General features: G+C 61.7%; 13 protein-coding genes. 7 read left to right on the top strand and 6 right to left on the bottom strand.

Features of this window, described 5'->3' with window-relative positions; genetic code table 11:
* Positions 1-141 precede the first annotated feature (141 nt).
* On the top strand, positions 142-393 hold the full coding sequence (locus BM216_RS19305) for a hypothetical protein (RefSeq protein WP_093000836.1): 252 nt from the start codon (positions 142-144) through the stop codon (positions 391-393).
* Between the two features lie 125 nt (positions 394-518).
* Here the strand turns inward: BM216_RS19305 and BM216_RS19300 are convergent, their stop codons facing one another.
* Positions 519-1,850, bottom strand: coding sequence for an extensin family protein (locus BM216_RS19300; protein WP_093000835.1), 1,332 nt, complete (start codon positions 1,848-1,850; stop codon positions 519-521).
* Between the two features lie 385 nt (positions 1,851-2,235).
* Here BM216_RS19300 and BM216_RS19295 point away from each other — a divergent pair, with 385 nt between their 5' ends.
* A complete protein-coding gene (locus BM216_RS19295; protein ID WP_093000834.1) occupies positions 2,236-4,425 on the top strand; it encodes an anthranilate synthase in 2,190 nt (729 codons plus the stop codon).
* 29 nt (positions 4,426-4,454) lie between these two features.
* On the opposite strand, the gene BM216_RS19290 is transcribed toward BM216_RS19295, so the two are convergent.
* Positions 4,455-4,685 (bottom strand): hypothetical protein, encoded by a 231-nt coding sequence (locus BM216_RS19290; RefSeq protein ID WP_093000833.1) that lies wholly within the window; start codon positions 4,683-4,685, stop codon positions 4,455-4,457.
* A gap of 115 nt (positions 4,686-4,800) precedes the next feature.
* Here BM216_RS19290 and lepB point away from each other — a divergent pair, with 115 nt between their 5' ends.
* From lepB to BM216_RS19270, 4 genes are all read left to right on the top strand, one after another.
* On the top strand, positions 4,801-5,622 hold the full coding sequence (lepB, locus tag BM216_RS19285) for a signal peptidase I (RefSeq protein ID WP_093000832.1): 822 nt from the start codon (positions 4,801-4,803) through the stop codon (positions 5,620-5,622).
* Positions 5,623-5,781: 159 nt separating this feature from the next.
* A complete protein-coding gene (locus BM216_RS19280) occupies positions 5,782-6,708 on the top strand; it encodes a cation diffusion facilitator family transporter (protein ID WP_244530232.1) in 927 nt (308 codons plus the stop codon).
* Positions 6,705-7,169: a preQ(1) synthase gene (gene queF / locus BM216_RS19275; protein WP_093000831.1), complete on the top strand. Its 465-nt coding sequence runs from the start codon at positions 6,705-6,707 to the stop codon at positions 7,167-7,169. The genes BM216_RS19280 and queF overlap by 4 nt, the downstream gene beginning before the upstream one ends.
* A gap of 183 nt (positions 7,170-7,352) precedes the next feature.
* Entirely contained in the window at positions 7,353-7,685 is a 333-nt protein-coding gene (locus tag BM216_RS19270) for a hypothetical protein (protein ID WP_093000830.1), read from the top strand.
* A gap of 59 nt (positions 7,686-7,744) precedes the next feature.
* On the opposite strand, the gene BM216_RS19265 is transcribed toward BM216_RS19270, so the two are convergent.
* Together BM216_RS19265 and BM216_RS19260 are read right to left on the bottom strand one after the other, a co-directional pair.
* A complete protein-coding gene (locus BM216_RS19265) occupies positions 7,745-8,572 on the bottom strand; it encodes a DUF2076 domain-containing protein (protein WP_093000829.1) in 828 nt (275 codons plus the stop codon).
* Positions 8,573-8,727: 155 nt separating this feature from the next.
* Positions 8,728-9,312: a HupE/UreJ family protein gene (locus BM216_RS19260; protein WP_093000828.1), complete on the bottom strand. Its 585-nt coding sequence runs from the start codon at positions 9,310-9,312 to the stop codon at positions 8,728-8,730.
* 216 nt (positions 9,313-9,528) lie between these two features.
* Between BM216_RS19260 and BM216_RS19255 the strand changes: the two genes are divergently transcribed.
* Positions 9,529-10,116 (top strand): ATP-dependent Clp protease proteolytic subunit, encoded by a 588-nt coding sequence (locus BM216_RS19255; RefSeq protein WP_244530243.1) that lies wholly within the window; start codon positions 9,529-9,531, stop codon positions 10,114-10,116.
* Positions 10,117-10,180: 64 nt separating this feature from the next.
* Here BM216_RS19255 and BM216_RS19250 read toward each other — a convergent pair whose 3' ends face one another.
* On the bottom strand, positions 10,181-11,203 hold the full coding sequence (locus BM216_RS19250; RefSeq protein WP_093000827.1) for a MerR family transcriptional regulator: 1,023 nt from the start codon (positions 11,201-11,203) through the stop codon (positions 10,181-10,183).
* Positions 11,204-11,306: 103 nt separating this feature from the next.
* A complete protein-coding gene (locus BM216_RS19245) occupies positions 11,307-13,988 on the bottom strand; it encodes a bifunctional diguanylate cyclase/phosphodiesterase (RefSeq protein ID WP_093000826.1) in 2,682 nt (893 codons plus the stop codon).
* Between the last annotated feature and the right edge of the window lie 168 nt (positions 13,989-14,156).

The following is a 14,156-nucleotide window of genomic DNA, read 5'->3' as shown; positions in this document are numbered from 1 at the left end:
TCATCTGGCTCAAGGCCGGGTCTTGTCGATCTTTTAAGGTCGTCGGGAACCTAAACTTGATTTCGGAATTAAGGCCGCGCAGGATGAGCAAGCATTGCCATCCGGATATTCTTATCGATTTTCTTGCGCGGAGATGAATTCATGACGTCGAAAATCAGAAATACGCGACTTATCATTTCTGCACTGGCTGCGCTCGCCGCCGTTGCTTCGTCGCAGTCTTCGGCTCTGTCGGCCGATCTCGTCGGCGGCTATTCCGCGCCATCGCAGGCGCGACACTATCGCGAGGTCCGCGCGACCTATGTGCGTCGTGAGGTTCGCGATTGCCAGTTGCTGCGTATCACCGATCCGGATGGAAGCCGGGTTGTCGAGGTCTGCTTCAAGCCGATCTTCTGATCCGGGAATTGTTCTCGGGAAGTTCGATCCCGCGGAGCTTTGGCCGGCTCCGTGGGATTGTTTTTATGGAACAGTGCTTTGGGTGCTGTTCTTGCGAGCCTGATTCAGGCTGTTGAGAGATTGATTCAACGGCAGTAGCGATAGCCGTTTTTGCGTTCGAGCACATCGAGATGCAGGTGATCCTCATGAGCGGCGTCACTGCCGGGCGAGAGCACGGTGGTGAAGTGCAGGCATGCGCCGGCGGTTGCCGTGCGCTGGAAGGCGCCTTCGAGCGTGGAATCCTCGTCGCGCGGCTTCATCGTGATCATCTCGCCATTGTCGAGCTTGAAGGCCGCGACGTCGAAGGCGTTGCCGCGCGCGTGTTCGGAAATCTTGCCGGTCGAGGCGTTGTTTCTCAGGCGGCACTGATAGGTCGAGCCGGGGATGAGACGGACGATCTTGCGGCCGGGCATGGCGATGTTCATGGCCGGCTGGACGGTATCCTTCAGCCAATGGGCCATGGTGAGCGCGGTCTTGCAGCGCATGGTCGCGCCGCCGAGGTCGACGCCGGGCAGAACCTCGGCCACGTCGATCGGCTGTTTTATGCCGCAGCCTTTGCCTTCGTCGATCGGGTCGGTGGCTTCGAATTTTGCGCCAATGGCCTTGAGATCGGCGAGGCAGGCCTGCAGTTCCTGCGGGTTCTCCTCGACGAGCGGCGGCGGGGGTGGCTCGGTCTCGGCCTTTTCACCCTCTTCGGCCGCCTTGCCGTCGGGCTTGGTCTCGTCGGCAGCGGTCTCGCCGTCCCTGGCTTGTTCCTGGGTGTCCTTTGCTGCTGGCTCCCCGGTGCCGGTCTTGGCTTCATCCGTTTCGGGCTTGGCCAACGGTTTGGGGACTTCCGCCGAATGCGCCGGTTCGGTGGCCGTGCCAGGCTGCTGGACGACGGGAGGGATGGCTGCCTCGTCGGTCGGTGCCTGTGCGGATGGAGAAGGGGGCTCCTCGGTCTTTGCGGTCTCGGGCTTTGCAGCCGGGGGCGGGGCGGTTTCCGGCGATGCGGCTTCGGTGTCGGCCGGTTTCTCGTTTGCAGTTTCCGCCTTTTGGGATGCGGCGGCTGCAGGCTTTTCCTCCGGCGTCGGGGCGGCGGTGCCCTTGCCCTCGGTTTGGGCCTGTTCGGTCGCCGGGGGGGCTTCCGATGTGGCCGGCGATGCAGCTTGCGCGTCTTCCGCAGGCTTTGGCAGCGGCAATGGAACGCTTGCCAGAGCCGGTGGTTTGGGGAATGCGCCGCGATTGGTCTGGGAACGTGTTCTGGTGCGCTGGGAAGACGGGCGCTTCCTGACGCCGGCATCCTGCAGGAAGCGGTCGAGGACGTTTATTTCGACGACATCAGCGGGCTGGGCCTGCGGTATCGGCCGAGTTGGCGGAGGCGCTGCGCCGAGCATTAGCGGCATGCCCAAGGCAAGAAGATAAAGGGATCGCTTCATCCTTCGTCCTGTCCTATTCCTGGTCTATCCACGGGGCTGGATGCCCCTTTGCCGGTTGATCTCAGACCTCCGGCCAGACAGGCAACGCGCATGACCCGGATTTGGTCGCATCCGTCGACTGTATTTTTGCGCTTGCGCGCGAAACGGACCCACGCTAACAATTCTGCCCATGACGATTTCGATGAACAACAATGGTAACTGGTGGTGGGCACGCTAGCGCGGCCTTGACCAGTCATGTCCATCGACAAGACGAGACCAAGCCGCCCGAGACCCGAGGCGGCTTTTTTGTTGGCCGGCGCGGGAAACGGGTACTGAACAACCCGAGCAGGCTGATACGACGTGACGTCGGGCCTGCGCCGGAGACGAGAGACCGGAGAGGCATGCCATGGTAACGATCATCAGCGACGACGGATCGGAGACTTACGAGACGAAAGGCGGCATTACCGTCAGCCGCGCCCGCCGGCCGGCGGAATATGCGACCGCCATCTCCTCCTATGTAGACAGGCTTGATGAGCGCCGCGGCGCCGTCTTCTCGTCCAACTACGAATATCCAGGTCGCTACACACGCTGGGACACGGCGATCGCCGATCCGCCGCTCGGGATCACCTGCAATGGCCGCAAGGTGTGGATCGATGCCTATAACGAGCGCGGCGAGGTCCTGCTCGGGTTCGTTTCCGACAGGCTTGCAACGGTCGGGGATCTGACGCTCGGCGAACGGACGGCACGTCGGCTCGACTTGACGGTCAACCAGCCGTCGCGCGTCTTCACGGAGGAAGAACGCTCCAAGATGCCGACGGTGTTCACCGTGCTGCGCTCGATCGTCGACCTCTTCTACTCCGATGCGGATTCGGCCATCGGCCTGTTCGGCGCCTTCGGTTACGATCTTGCCTTCCAGTTCGATGCGATCAAGCTGTCGATGGAACGGCCAGGGGACCAGCGCGACATGGTGCTTTTCCTGCCGGACGAAATCCTGGTCGTCGACCACCATGCGGCGAAGGCCTGGGTCGACCGCTATGATTTTGCAAAGGATGGCGTGACGACCGAGGGCAAGTCTGGCGATGTGGCGCCCGATCCGTTCCGTCGCACGACCGTCACGCCGCCGAAGGGCGATCACAAGCCCGGCGAATATGCGAGCCTCGTCACCAAGGCCAAGGAAAGCTTCCGCCGCGGCGACCTGTTCGAAGTGGTGCCGGGCCAGAAGTTCATGGAGCGCTGCGATAGCAAGCCTTCCGAGATTTCCAAGCGGCTGAAGGCGATCAATCCGTCGCCCTATTCCTTCTTCATCAATCTCGGAAACCAGGAATATCTGATCGGCGCGTCGCCGGAAATGTTCGTGCGTGTATCCGGCCGCAGGATCGAGACCTGCCCGATCTCGGGCACGATCAAGCGCGGAGAGGATGCGATTTCCGATAGCGAGCAGATCCTCAAGCTGCTCAACTCTAAGAAAGACGAGTCCGAGCTCACCATGTGTTCGGATGTCGACCGCAACGACAAGAGCCGGGTCTGCGAGCCGGGTTCGGTGAAGGTGATCGGCCGCCGCCAGATCGAGATGTATTCGCGCCTCATCCATACGGTCGACCATATCGAGGGGCGCCTGCGTCCGGACATGGACGCGTTCGACGGCTTCCTGTCCCACGCCTGGGCGGTGACGGTCACCGGTGCGCCGAAGCTATGGGCAATGCGCTTCATCGAGAACCACGAAAAGAGCCCACGGGCATGGTATGGCGGGGCGATCGGCATGGTCGGCTTCGACGGCAACATGAATACGGGTCTGACGCTGCGTACCATTCGCGTGAAGGACGGCATTGCCGAGGTGCGTGCCGGCGCGACGCTGCTCAACGACAGCAACCCGGAGGAGGAAGAGGCAGAAACCGAACTGAAGGCATCGGCCATGATTTCAGCGATCCGCGATGCGCGTGCCGGCAATACGGGCAAGGTGTCCCGCGACGTCGCGCGGGTGGGCGAGGGGGTGAAAATCCTGCTCGTCGACCACGAGGACAGTTTCGTCCACACGCTTGCCAACTATTTCCGCCAGACGGGGGCAACGGTTTCGACCGTTCGCACGCCGGTGCCGGAAGAGGTGTTCGACCGGATCGACCCGGATCTCGTCGTGCTGTCGCCCGGACCGGGCAACCCGAAGGATTTCGACTGCAAGGCGACGATCAAGGCGGCGCGGGCAAAGAACCTGCCGATCTTCGGCGTCTGCCTCGGCCTGCAGGCGCTGGCCGAGGCCTATGGCGGCGAGCTGCGCCATCTGGCGCTGCCGATGCACGGCAAGCCTTCACGCATTCGCGTGCTGGAGCCGGGCATCGTCTTCTCCGGGCTCGCAAGGGAGGTGACGGTCGGTCGCTACCATTCGATCTTTGCCGATCCGGCGACGCTCGATCCGAACTTCATCATCACGGCGGAGAGCGAAGACGGCACGATCATGGGTATCGAACACGCAAAGGAGCCGATCGCGGCCGTGCAGTTCCACCCGGAATCGATCATGACCCTAGGTGGTGATGCCGGCATGCGGATGATCGAGAATGTCGTGGCCAATCTGGCACGCAAGCGCGAGACAAAGGCGGCTTGAAATGGTTTGGGGGGCGCTGCCCCCCTTGCTCACATGCCTAGCTTGGCATCGATCTCTTCGCCAGGAACGCCTTCATTCAGAAGAAAGCGCGCCAGTTTCTTCCGCTCAGAGAAATTCAGGATGGTTTCGGGCTTTTCCCAGCCGGCATCGAACTGCATGGTCGTGGTCAGGGCGTAGCTGCCATCGGCAGCCCGGGTGACGTCTATGCGTCTCATCGTCTCACTGTCGAGTTCGATGAAGAACTGAAATGTCGATACCATCCCTATTTTACTGTCCCGTTTCTTGTGACGCGATTCTTATTAGGTCTAAATCATATAAGGCTCGTCTAATTGTTTTGATAGAGATTTATTCGTTGCTCCTGGCAGAGGATGGGGAATGAGAAAAAGACCGGTTTGCGGTATTTCACTGGCAGCAATGCTGATGATGTCATCTCCTGTTTTGGCAGACGTCGATCAGGAGCGTGCAAAGGCATTCGCCGAATTCATCCGCCCGGCCTATCCGCTCTTTTTGGCGCAGGCGGGGGCCTGGGAAAGCGACCCGCAACGTCTTGCGTCGTCGGCCGACAGGGCGGCGACGGGGCTTTCAGAGGTGGCGCCTGCGGATTGTGATGCGGCTCGGTTCAAGCGGGATCTCTGTGGGCTCAAGTTGTTGCGGCAACCCTCGACATCGATGGCACCGACGTTGCAGGAGAGCGAATTCGTCGTTCGCAAGGGCTATTCCGCCGGGGAGCAACCGAGACGCGGCGACATCGTCACCTTCGACACCGTGCCGGCTTATTCCAATCAGCCGTCAACCTATGTGAAGCGGATCATCGGCATGCCCGGCGAGGCAGTGGAACTTCGCGAGGGGGTTGTTCTCATCGACGGGAAAGCTTTGACGCAGACGCCGACCGAGCGCCGGTTCGACAGCGTCCTGACCGGCGAGATCGCCATCTACACGGAAGCTGCGCCGGACGGACGGCGATACGATATCGGGATCAGCGGCAACCCCCAGCCATCCATGGACAATGCAGGTCCGTTCCATGTCCCCGAGGGGCACTATTTCGTGCTTGGCGACAACCGTCACAATTCCGCCGATAGCCGCTTTCCCGATCAGATGGGATCAAAAGGCTTCGTCCCCGCCGACAGCATTTCCGGCCGTATCGTCACGATCCTGGTGTCCAAAGATCAGGAGCGCATCGGGCTCGTGGTGGATTGAGAGGAATGCGGCAAATCATCCTTTGACAAATTTTCACTTCTGAACGATAAGCCGGCCCATCGAAACCGCCGCAACGAGACCCATCTCGCTGCGGCGGTTTCGCCGTTTTGGAGCTTCGCTCCTGCAAGTCATTCGCACACGCAAATAGAGGCAAGATCCGTGAATACCGCTCTCGCAGAGGACAGGTCCATCGTCAGCAGGCTGGCATTCTGGGGCATCCCGATCTCGATCGGCGTGATGGGCCTGAAGATGCTGGCATGGTGGGTGACCGGATCGGTGGCACTGCTCTCCGACGGACTGGAATCCTTCGTCAACGTGACGGCCGCGTTCATCGCCTATTTCGTCATCCGCTATGCTGAGCGCCCGGCCGACCACGATCACCAGTTCGGCCACCACAAGGCGGAATATATTTCCGCCGTCGTCGAGGGCGTGCTGATCGTCGTTGCGGCGATCCTGATCATCCAGGAGGCGTGGGGCGCATTGGCATCTCCGGCCGTAATGGAGGCCCCGGCGCTGGGTCTGGCGATCAATGCGGTTGCAGGCGTCATCAATGCTGTCTGGGCGACGATCCTCATCCGCACCGGCACCAAGTTCCGCTCTCCGGCACTGAAGGCCGACGGGCATCACATCATGTCGGATGTCGTGACGTCTGCCGGCGTGTTCGTCGGTCTTATCCTCGCCGTCGTCACCGGTTATGCGATCCTCGATCCGCTGCTGGCGATCTTCGTGGCGATCAACATCCTGTGGCAGGGCTACAAGGTGATCTCCCACTCGCTCGGCGGCCTGATGGACAAGGCGCTGGAGCCGGACGAGGAGGCGGCGGTGCGCGCGGCGATCACCACCCATTCCACCGGCGCGCTCGACGTGCACGACCTCAAGTCGCGGCGGGCAGGGGCCGCGGCCTTCATCGATTTCCACCTTGTCGTGCCGGCTTCGATGTCTGTCGGCGAGGCGCATGGCATCTGCGACCGCTTGGAAGATGCGATCAAAGAGGTTATTCCCGGCGCCACATTGGCGATCCATGTGGAGCCCGAGGGCGAGCATGCGCATGGACAGAAAGTAGACGTTGAAGGAAGCGTAAAATGACGATGACGGATGTCAGCGGGCTATCGCAGCTCGGAAAGCAGGTGGACGCGCCGAAGAGCCCTGAAGAGGCCGTGCTTGAACGCGTGCCGAACAGCAATCAGGGCATGGATTACGTGACGCGCTTTACCGCGCCGGAATTCACCTCGCTCTGCCCGATGACCGGCCAGCCGGACTTCGCGCATATCGTGATCGATTACATCCCGGATGCCTTCCTGGTGGAATCGAAGTCGCTGAAGCTGTTTCTCACCTCGTTCCGCAATCACGGTGCATTCCACGAGGACTGCTCGGTCTATATCGCCAAGCGGCTCGTCGAGCTTCTGCAGCCGAAGTGGTTGAGGATCGGCGCCTATTGGTATCCGCGCGGCGGAATCCCGATCGACGTGTTCTGGCAGACGGGCGACGTGCCGGCCGGTGTGTGGCTGCCCGATCAGGGCGTACCGACCTATCGCGGCCGAGGCTGAGAGGCCTGCCGTTCGTCGGCGACGCAGCATTGAGGCGGCCACCGGTGATGGCCGCCCGAAGCGAAGTATCGCCGACAATACTGCTTAGTTTTCAGATTATCTGCATCCTTCACCAACATAGGTTTATGTCGGCCCATGAATAGTCTGCTTTACTTCAGCTTCATCTAAAGCTGGAGGAAGAGCATGAGGATCATTTGCGTTTCAGGGCTCGCCCTGATGGCGTCGCTTCTTTCGGGGAGCCTGGCGCATGCCATCGAGCGTCCGGCGACCAAAGCGGAAATCGAGCGGATCGCCGTCGGCCATACCATCAACGGCCGCATGCGCTACATGGAGAATGGCCGTTACGTCCATGCCGGGAAATATCCGGGCGTCTACAGGATTTCCGACGGCAGGATCTGCATCCATTTCGACAGCCGCCGCAACCGCTGCGACCGCATCGTGACGGAGGACAACGGAAAGACTTTCTGGATGATCACCTCCGCCGGCAAGCGGACCACGTATCGACGCCGCCCGTGATGCAATCCGACGACGCGGGCCGGCGGGCATTATCGCCCGGCGGCCGTTTCAGGTGCTGGTCATATGTCGAGGCTGTCGTCGTTGCCGCCGAAATCCGACTGATCTGAACCGCCGTCATTGTTGCCGTAATCTGCCTGCTGCCAGCCATCGTTGTCGTTGCCGGTATTGCCATCGTCGCCATTGTCCGACGCCTCGCGTATCGCGTCGTCGCCGTAATAGTTATTGACGACGGTCTCCTCGACGGGGGGCTGTTCGGAAGCGCCGAATGCGCCGGCACCTGCGAGCGGATTGCCAAGGCCTGCGCCCGACATGTGGTTGCTGAAAATTCCAGACAGCGAGTTTGCGAGAAGCATGCCGCCCGCGACGCCCGCGGCAGTGCCGAGAGCACCGGTCAGAAAGCTGCTGCCGGCGGACGGACCGCGATAGGCGTTGCCGCTCCATGGACCCGACGGCTGGCCCGCTGACGGCTGGTAGCCGGAGGAGGGCGGTGGAGTGCGATAGCCGTCATCATAGCCACGGCCATCATTGGACGGTCTGCCCGTGTTGCTCCAGGGACCCGAAGTCTGCTGCATGGGCGCACGTTGCTGGGATTGGGACGATCCGAAGATCGAACTCAGGAAGCCGCCGCCCTGTTCGGCGCGGCGGTGGTCGCTCTCGCCGGCCTCGAGCTCGCGGATACGGTCTTCCAGGTCACGAATGCGGTTGGCGGCTGCTTCGAGCCCCTTTTCCTGCACGGCCACGGCCTGGGCCAGATAGTAGGTGGCATAAGGCTGGCGGCGGGTTTCCTGCTCGATCAGTTCTTCCGCTTCCCTGTCCCGCGGCGTGGCGGATGCGGTGCGGACGCGTTCGAAAAGTCCGTTGAGAAGCTGGCGTTCTTCCGGCGACATGACTGCCTCCCTGTGTGCCCCTTGGGTGTCCATTGGGGCGGTTTCCATACACAGGGAGGTAGGAGGGCCAGGTGGCTTTTCAAACGGCGGGAAGGTTAATTCGCGGTAATGCGGTCGCGCCGGGCCCGGGTATGGGCCCGGATCTGTAACTGGCTTCAGCCGAAGGCCAGCGACAGGCCGAGCAGGGCTGTGATGCCGCCGAGAATGCGGGTGATATAGGGGCTGAAACGGGAAATGCCGAGGCCTGCGGCAATGCCGGTGAGATGCAGCACTGCGGTTGCGACGACGAAGCCGATGCCGAACTGCAGCACTCCGGCGGAGCCGAGTTCACCGCCATGGGCGTGACCGTGGAAAAGGGCGAAGAGTGCAACGATTGCCGCAGAACCGGTCGTCGGAAGACGGACCGCCATGGCCACGAGAAGGCCAAGCGCTATCACCGATGCGAGGATTGCCGGCTCGACGAAGGGCAGCGCGATACCGGCAAGCGCCAGCGAGAAGCCGACCGCCATGGTCGCGACAAAGGCGGAAGGGACGATCCAGAAGGCGCTTCGCCTGCCATCCTGACCAACCTGCGCTGCCCAAAGGCCGACGGCTACCATGACCAGGATGTGGTCCATGCCGAACAGCGGATGGGAGAAGCCGGCCATGAACGAGCCGTGTTCCTCGGGATTGAGATGGGCGAAGGCAGGTGCCGCGGCGGCGGCAAAGATGGCGGCTGAGAGAGAAAGGCGCTTGAACATCGGATCCCCTAATTCTGCTTTTTAGTCGAAATATTGGAAATGATAGGATGGGGCGGCCCGATCTGTCCACGGCAATTGCGCTTCGGCGGCGTTGGTTGCTACGTCATTCACCTTAGTCACCGCTAAGCGTGCGGCTTGGGCCTTGTCTCCATTGTTTTACGGCCGCGAACACATTATGTCCCGTATATGAATCCCATGCAGGAGACACTGACTGTGCTGAACGACGAAGACGACAACGACGACAAGACCAAAGAATTGCCGCTGGGCAAGGAAACTGAGGCGAATCTTTTCAAGTCGCGCTCGATCTTCATCTACGGGCCGATCACCCAGGAATTGGCGCAGAAGGTCAATACGCAGCTGGTCGCCCTCTCGGCCGCGAGCGATGACGATATCCGCATCTATGTGAACTCGCCCGGCGGTCACGTGGAATCGGGTGATTCGATCCACGACATGATCAAGTTCATCAAGCCAAAGGTCTGGATGATCGGGACCGGTTGGGTCGCCTCCGCCGGTGCTCTGATCTATGCAGCCGCTCCGAAGGAGCGCCGCGTGGCGCTTCCGAATACCCGCTTCCTGCTTCATCAACCGTCCGGTGGTACCCGCGGCATGGCTTCGGATATCGAAATCCAGGCCCGCGAAATCATCAAGATGAACGAGCGTCTGATCAAGATCTTCTCCAAGGCCACCGGCCAGTCGGAAGACAAGATCGCCAAGGACATCGATCGCGATTACTGGCTTTCCGCCGAGGATGCCGTTTCCTACGGTCTGGTGTCGAAGATCGTGACGTCGCAGAGCGAAATCTGATCGCCTCTGCCTCGTGATCCATTCTTGAAGCCCTGCCTGCTCATAGCCGGCAGGGCTTTTTTCGTCAGGCGGCTGCTGGCCGCCAGGCGACTGTCCCTGCGGTTCGCGCGCGCACCTCGGGTGTCGCAAGGCAGGTCTCGACCGCCTCGAAGCCTATGGCGCCGGGGCGAGCCTCCACGGCGAGAGGCGGACTGTGGTTGGCGGGGCAGAACAGGACTGCTTCCTGCGGGCCGATCGCAGCAAGATCGAGGATCGCCGACGAGCGCGTCATGGCGAAAGTGGGCAGGGTCCGGTCCGGGCGTTTCAGCCACGCTGCCACCGCCTGCTGGGTGGCCATATCGAGGCCGTGCTCGATCATGTCGATCACCTTGACGCTCTCAGGATCGCTTTCGATGGCATTGATCAGGGCGAAGAGGGCAGGGGTTTCGGCTGCGCCTTCCTCGACCAGCCACTGCAAGGCCCGTTCCACACGCCCGGCGAATTCGCTGTTGACAGCCATGTGCTTGCGGTCGTCTGCGCCTTCACGGTTCATGCCAACAAAGACCGCATCGGCGATGTTGCCGGCCAGGGCCTCGGCGAGGCGGGTCTTGCCGCTGCCGAGCGGGCCGACGATGTAGATCAGCGTCGCATCGCTGACGAATTCGAAGCGTTCACCGCCCCAGGGCCAGGGAAGATCGAAGAGAACGGATATCTTCGGTTTCCGTCGCAGGCAGCGATCCAGGTCCTCGGGCGTCGGCTTGTGTCCGAGGGACAGGCCGGCTCGAAGCTCGTTCACCGCCCGCAGTCTTTCCGACACCACGGCGATCTGCCGCTGGAGCCTTGCCTGATGGGCCGAGAGGGCCGCGTCAATCGATTGCACCTCGCCGCCGAGGACGCGCTTGACCTCGGCGAGGCTGAGGCCGAGGTTGCGCAATTCCACGATGGCTGCTGCCCGCGCCATCTCTTCCGGCCCGTAAAGCCGCCAGCCGGCAGCCGAGCGCTGCGGTTCGATCAGTCCGTGCCGTTCGTAAAGGAGGAGGGCCTTGCGGGAGACGCCGAGCCTGCGCACGGCCTGCGATGCGGTAAGGTCTGAGGAATAGGGGCTCACGGAATCACCTCGCTGGTTATGGTCCGCATCCTTATCGGGGCGGACCCAGGGGCAAGGTCAAGTCGTTGCGTGCATTCGTTCGGCTTTCAATCGCTGCCGGCAATCATGCGACTGCGCTGCCCAGCCGGTTGCGGTTCTGCCATTCGCGGGCAAAGTCGACAAAAGCTTCCGCCGACATCGGCTTGGCGAAGGCATAACCCTGCAGCGCGTGACAGCCGAGATTGCGCAGGATCTCGATATGCGCCGGGGTTTCGACGCCTTCGGCGAGGATCTCGATATTCTGGGACTTGCCGATCTCGATGATGGAAGCGACCAGCCTGCGCTGCGAGGCGGAGGCTTCCAGCGGCGCGATCAGCTTGCGGTCGATCTTCAGGCGTTTCGGACCGAGTTCGAGAAGGCTGACGATTGACGCATGGCCGGTGCCGAAATCGTCAATCTCGATGTCCACGCCGAGAGACTTCAGCCTGCTGGCCGCCAGGCGCAGTTCGTCGTCATTGCCGTCGAAGGAAATGGATTCGAGCAGTTCGAAGGAGAGACTGCCCGGCCGGAAGTTCATGCCGGCGAGCTTGTCCATCAGGCGGCCGTCCTTGAGGCGTTGCGCCGAGATGTTGACCGACAGGTGCGGCACGTCGAGGCCGAGGGCCTGCCAGCGGTTCGACTGGAAAAAGGCCTTGTCCAGCATGATCGCATCGAGATCGGCTGCACGGTTGAGGCTTTCGGCGATATCGAGGAACTTGTCGGGCGCGAGGATGCCCCGCTCGGGATGCTCCCAGCGGGCGAGCGCCTCGACGCCGACGATATCGAGCGTGAGGGCGTCGAACTGCGGCTGGAAGAACGGAACGATCTGGTCGTGCTCGAGGGCCGTCAGGAATTCGTCCGATGTGTTCTTGCGGCGTACCGCCGCCATGCGAAGTTCCTCCGAGAAGACTTCCATGCGGTTGCGCCCGCGCTTCTTCGCCTCGTAGAGGGCGATGTCCGCATTGACGAGGAGTTGGCGCGGGTCTTCCGTCGCCGCTGTCTGGCAGGCGATGCCTGCGCTGCAGCCGACGCGGCACTTGTGGCCGTCGATCTCGATCGGCTTGGCGAGCGACCGGACGATCGCGAGCGCGAGTTCGCGCGAGCGGCGCCAGGCCTGCGGGCCGCTGGTAACGACAACGAATTCGTCGCCGCCGACGCGCGAGGCGAATTCATCGTGGCCGATCAGCTTGAGCAGCCGCTCGGTCGTCTGCCTGAGAACTTCGTCGCCGGCAGCGTGGCCAAGCGTGTCGTTGACCTCCTTGAAGCGATCGAGATCGACATGGATGAAGGCCAGGCGGTGGTTGGCATCCTCGGTATTCTCGGCATCCATGAACTGGTCGAGAAAACGGCGGTTGGGCAGTCCCGTCAGAGAGTCGTGGAGCGACTGGTGCTCCAGGGTGCGGCGCGTGGCGCGCAACTGGTCGTTCTGCTCTTCTGCGCGCTGGCGCGCTTCGCTCAGTTCCGATTGCAGCATCATGTCGTTGGTCACGTCCCAGTTCGCGCCGACGACCTTCATCTGGCGGCTGGCGGAGCGGTAGACCCGGCCATTTGCGCGGATATAGCGAACGTCGCCGTCCTTCGAGACGACGCGGAACTGGGTGACGTAGGGGACGTCCTCGGCGAGCGTCTGGCGGAAGCCTTCCTGTGCGGCCTCCAGATCCTCGGGGTGGATGGCGTTTCTCCAGTCATCGAAGCCGAATGTGGAGCGATCCTTCTCGGCTCCATACATTTCTTTCATGCGGCGATCCCAGAGCAGGTTGCCGCTATCGGGGTCGTATTCCCAGACGCCGATGCCGGATGCTTCCAGAGCAAGGCCGAGGCGGTGCGATATCGCTCCGAGTTCCTCCTCGCGCTGCTGCAGGGTGACGAGCGTGCGGTGCCGCTGCTTCATCAGCAGGCCGGCCCATATCATCGGCGCAACGATGCCGACGGCGATCAGCGCGGCATAGAGGCGAAAGATCGCGATGGACGGCGGGGTCTCGATCCAGCCGCCCTTGGGAACGGCCGAGAGATACCAGGTGTCGTAGCCGAGCTCGATGCGCGTATGCACCGCGTCTTCGGAGAAGACGGCGGGGTTGCCGACAAAGACGTCCTTGGGCTCTGGGGTCGGGCGCCGGGATATGGCGATATCGAGCGGCTGGCGCTCGGCATTGAGATTGCTGTCGCGATAGAGCCGGTCCGCATCAATGACGGAGGAGACGATACCCCAGAAATGCCCGTTGGAAAGCTTGAAAACCGGGTAGCGGACGAGAAGTCCGGAGCCGCCCTGATCCAGCTTCACCGGGCCTGCAATCATTGTCTTGCGGCGCTTGATCGCCTCCATGACCGAACCCGACTGCTTGGGATGGGCGGCATAGTCATGGCCGATAAGCGCCTTGTTCTCTTCGAGAGGATAGATGAGCCGGACCACGAGATTGGGCGCGGCAACTACGTTCCTCAACTGCGAGGGTACGGAAAATATGCGTTCGGACAGGGCGGCGAACTGCGGCTGGCTCATCTCCGGGCTGGCGGCGATGGCGGCAACAAGGCCGTGAACGAGATTGACGTTTCCGTGGATCTGCGTCTCGAGCCTGGAGGATACCTGCGCAAGTTTTTCGGATGCGACGAGCCTCTGTTCAGACAGGAATTGCTCATGCTGTTCGCGATCAGCCTGAACGACGGCAAGGCTCACGGCCACCACCACCACGATGGCCGGCAGAAAGTAGCTGATGCCGAACGACTTGGTCGCCGGTGCGCCGGGTGCTGCGGAAGACGTATAAAAGGCCATAGAATATTCCGATCGGATACTTGGCCAGTATTCCAGATAACATTTAAAATTATACTTTAGGAATAAGGTGTTGGAGACGTTAAGCCGAGATCTGTGCGGCGCTCACCTACGGTTGTTTCACGTGTGTGCCGGTACAATTCATGGACTAGACCATGCCTGTACCTGAGC

The sequence above is a fragment of the Rhizobium sp. NFR07 genome (assembly GCF_900111905.1).
GTDB lineage: Bacteria > Pseudomonadota > Alphaproteobacteria > Rhizobiales > Rhizobiaceae > Neorhizobium.
Note: the sequence above shows the minus strand (reverse complement) of the source record. Positions and strands in the feature narration are given on the sequence as shown.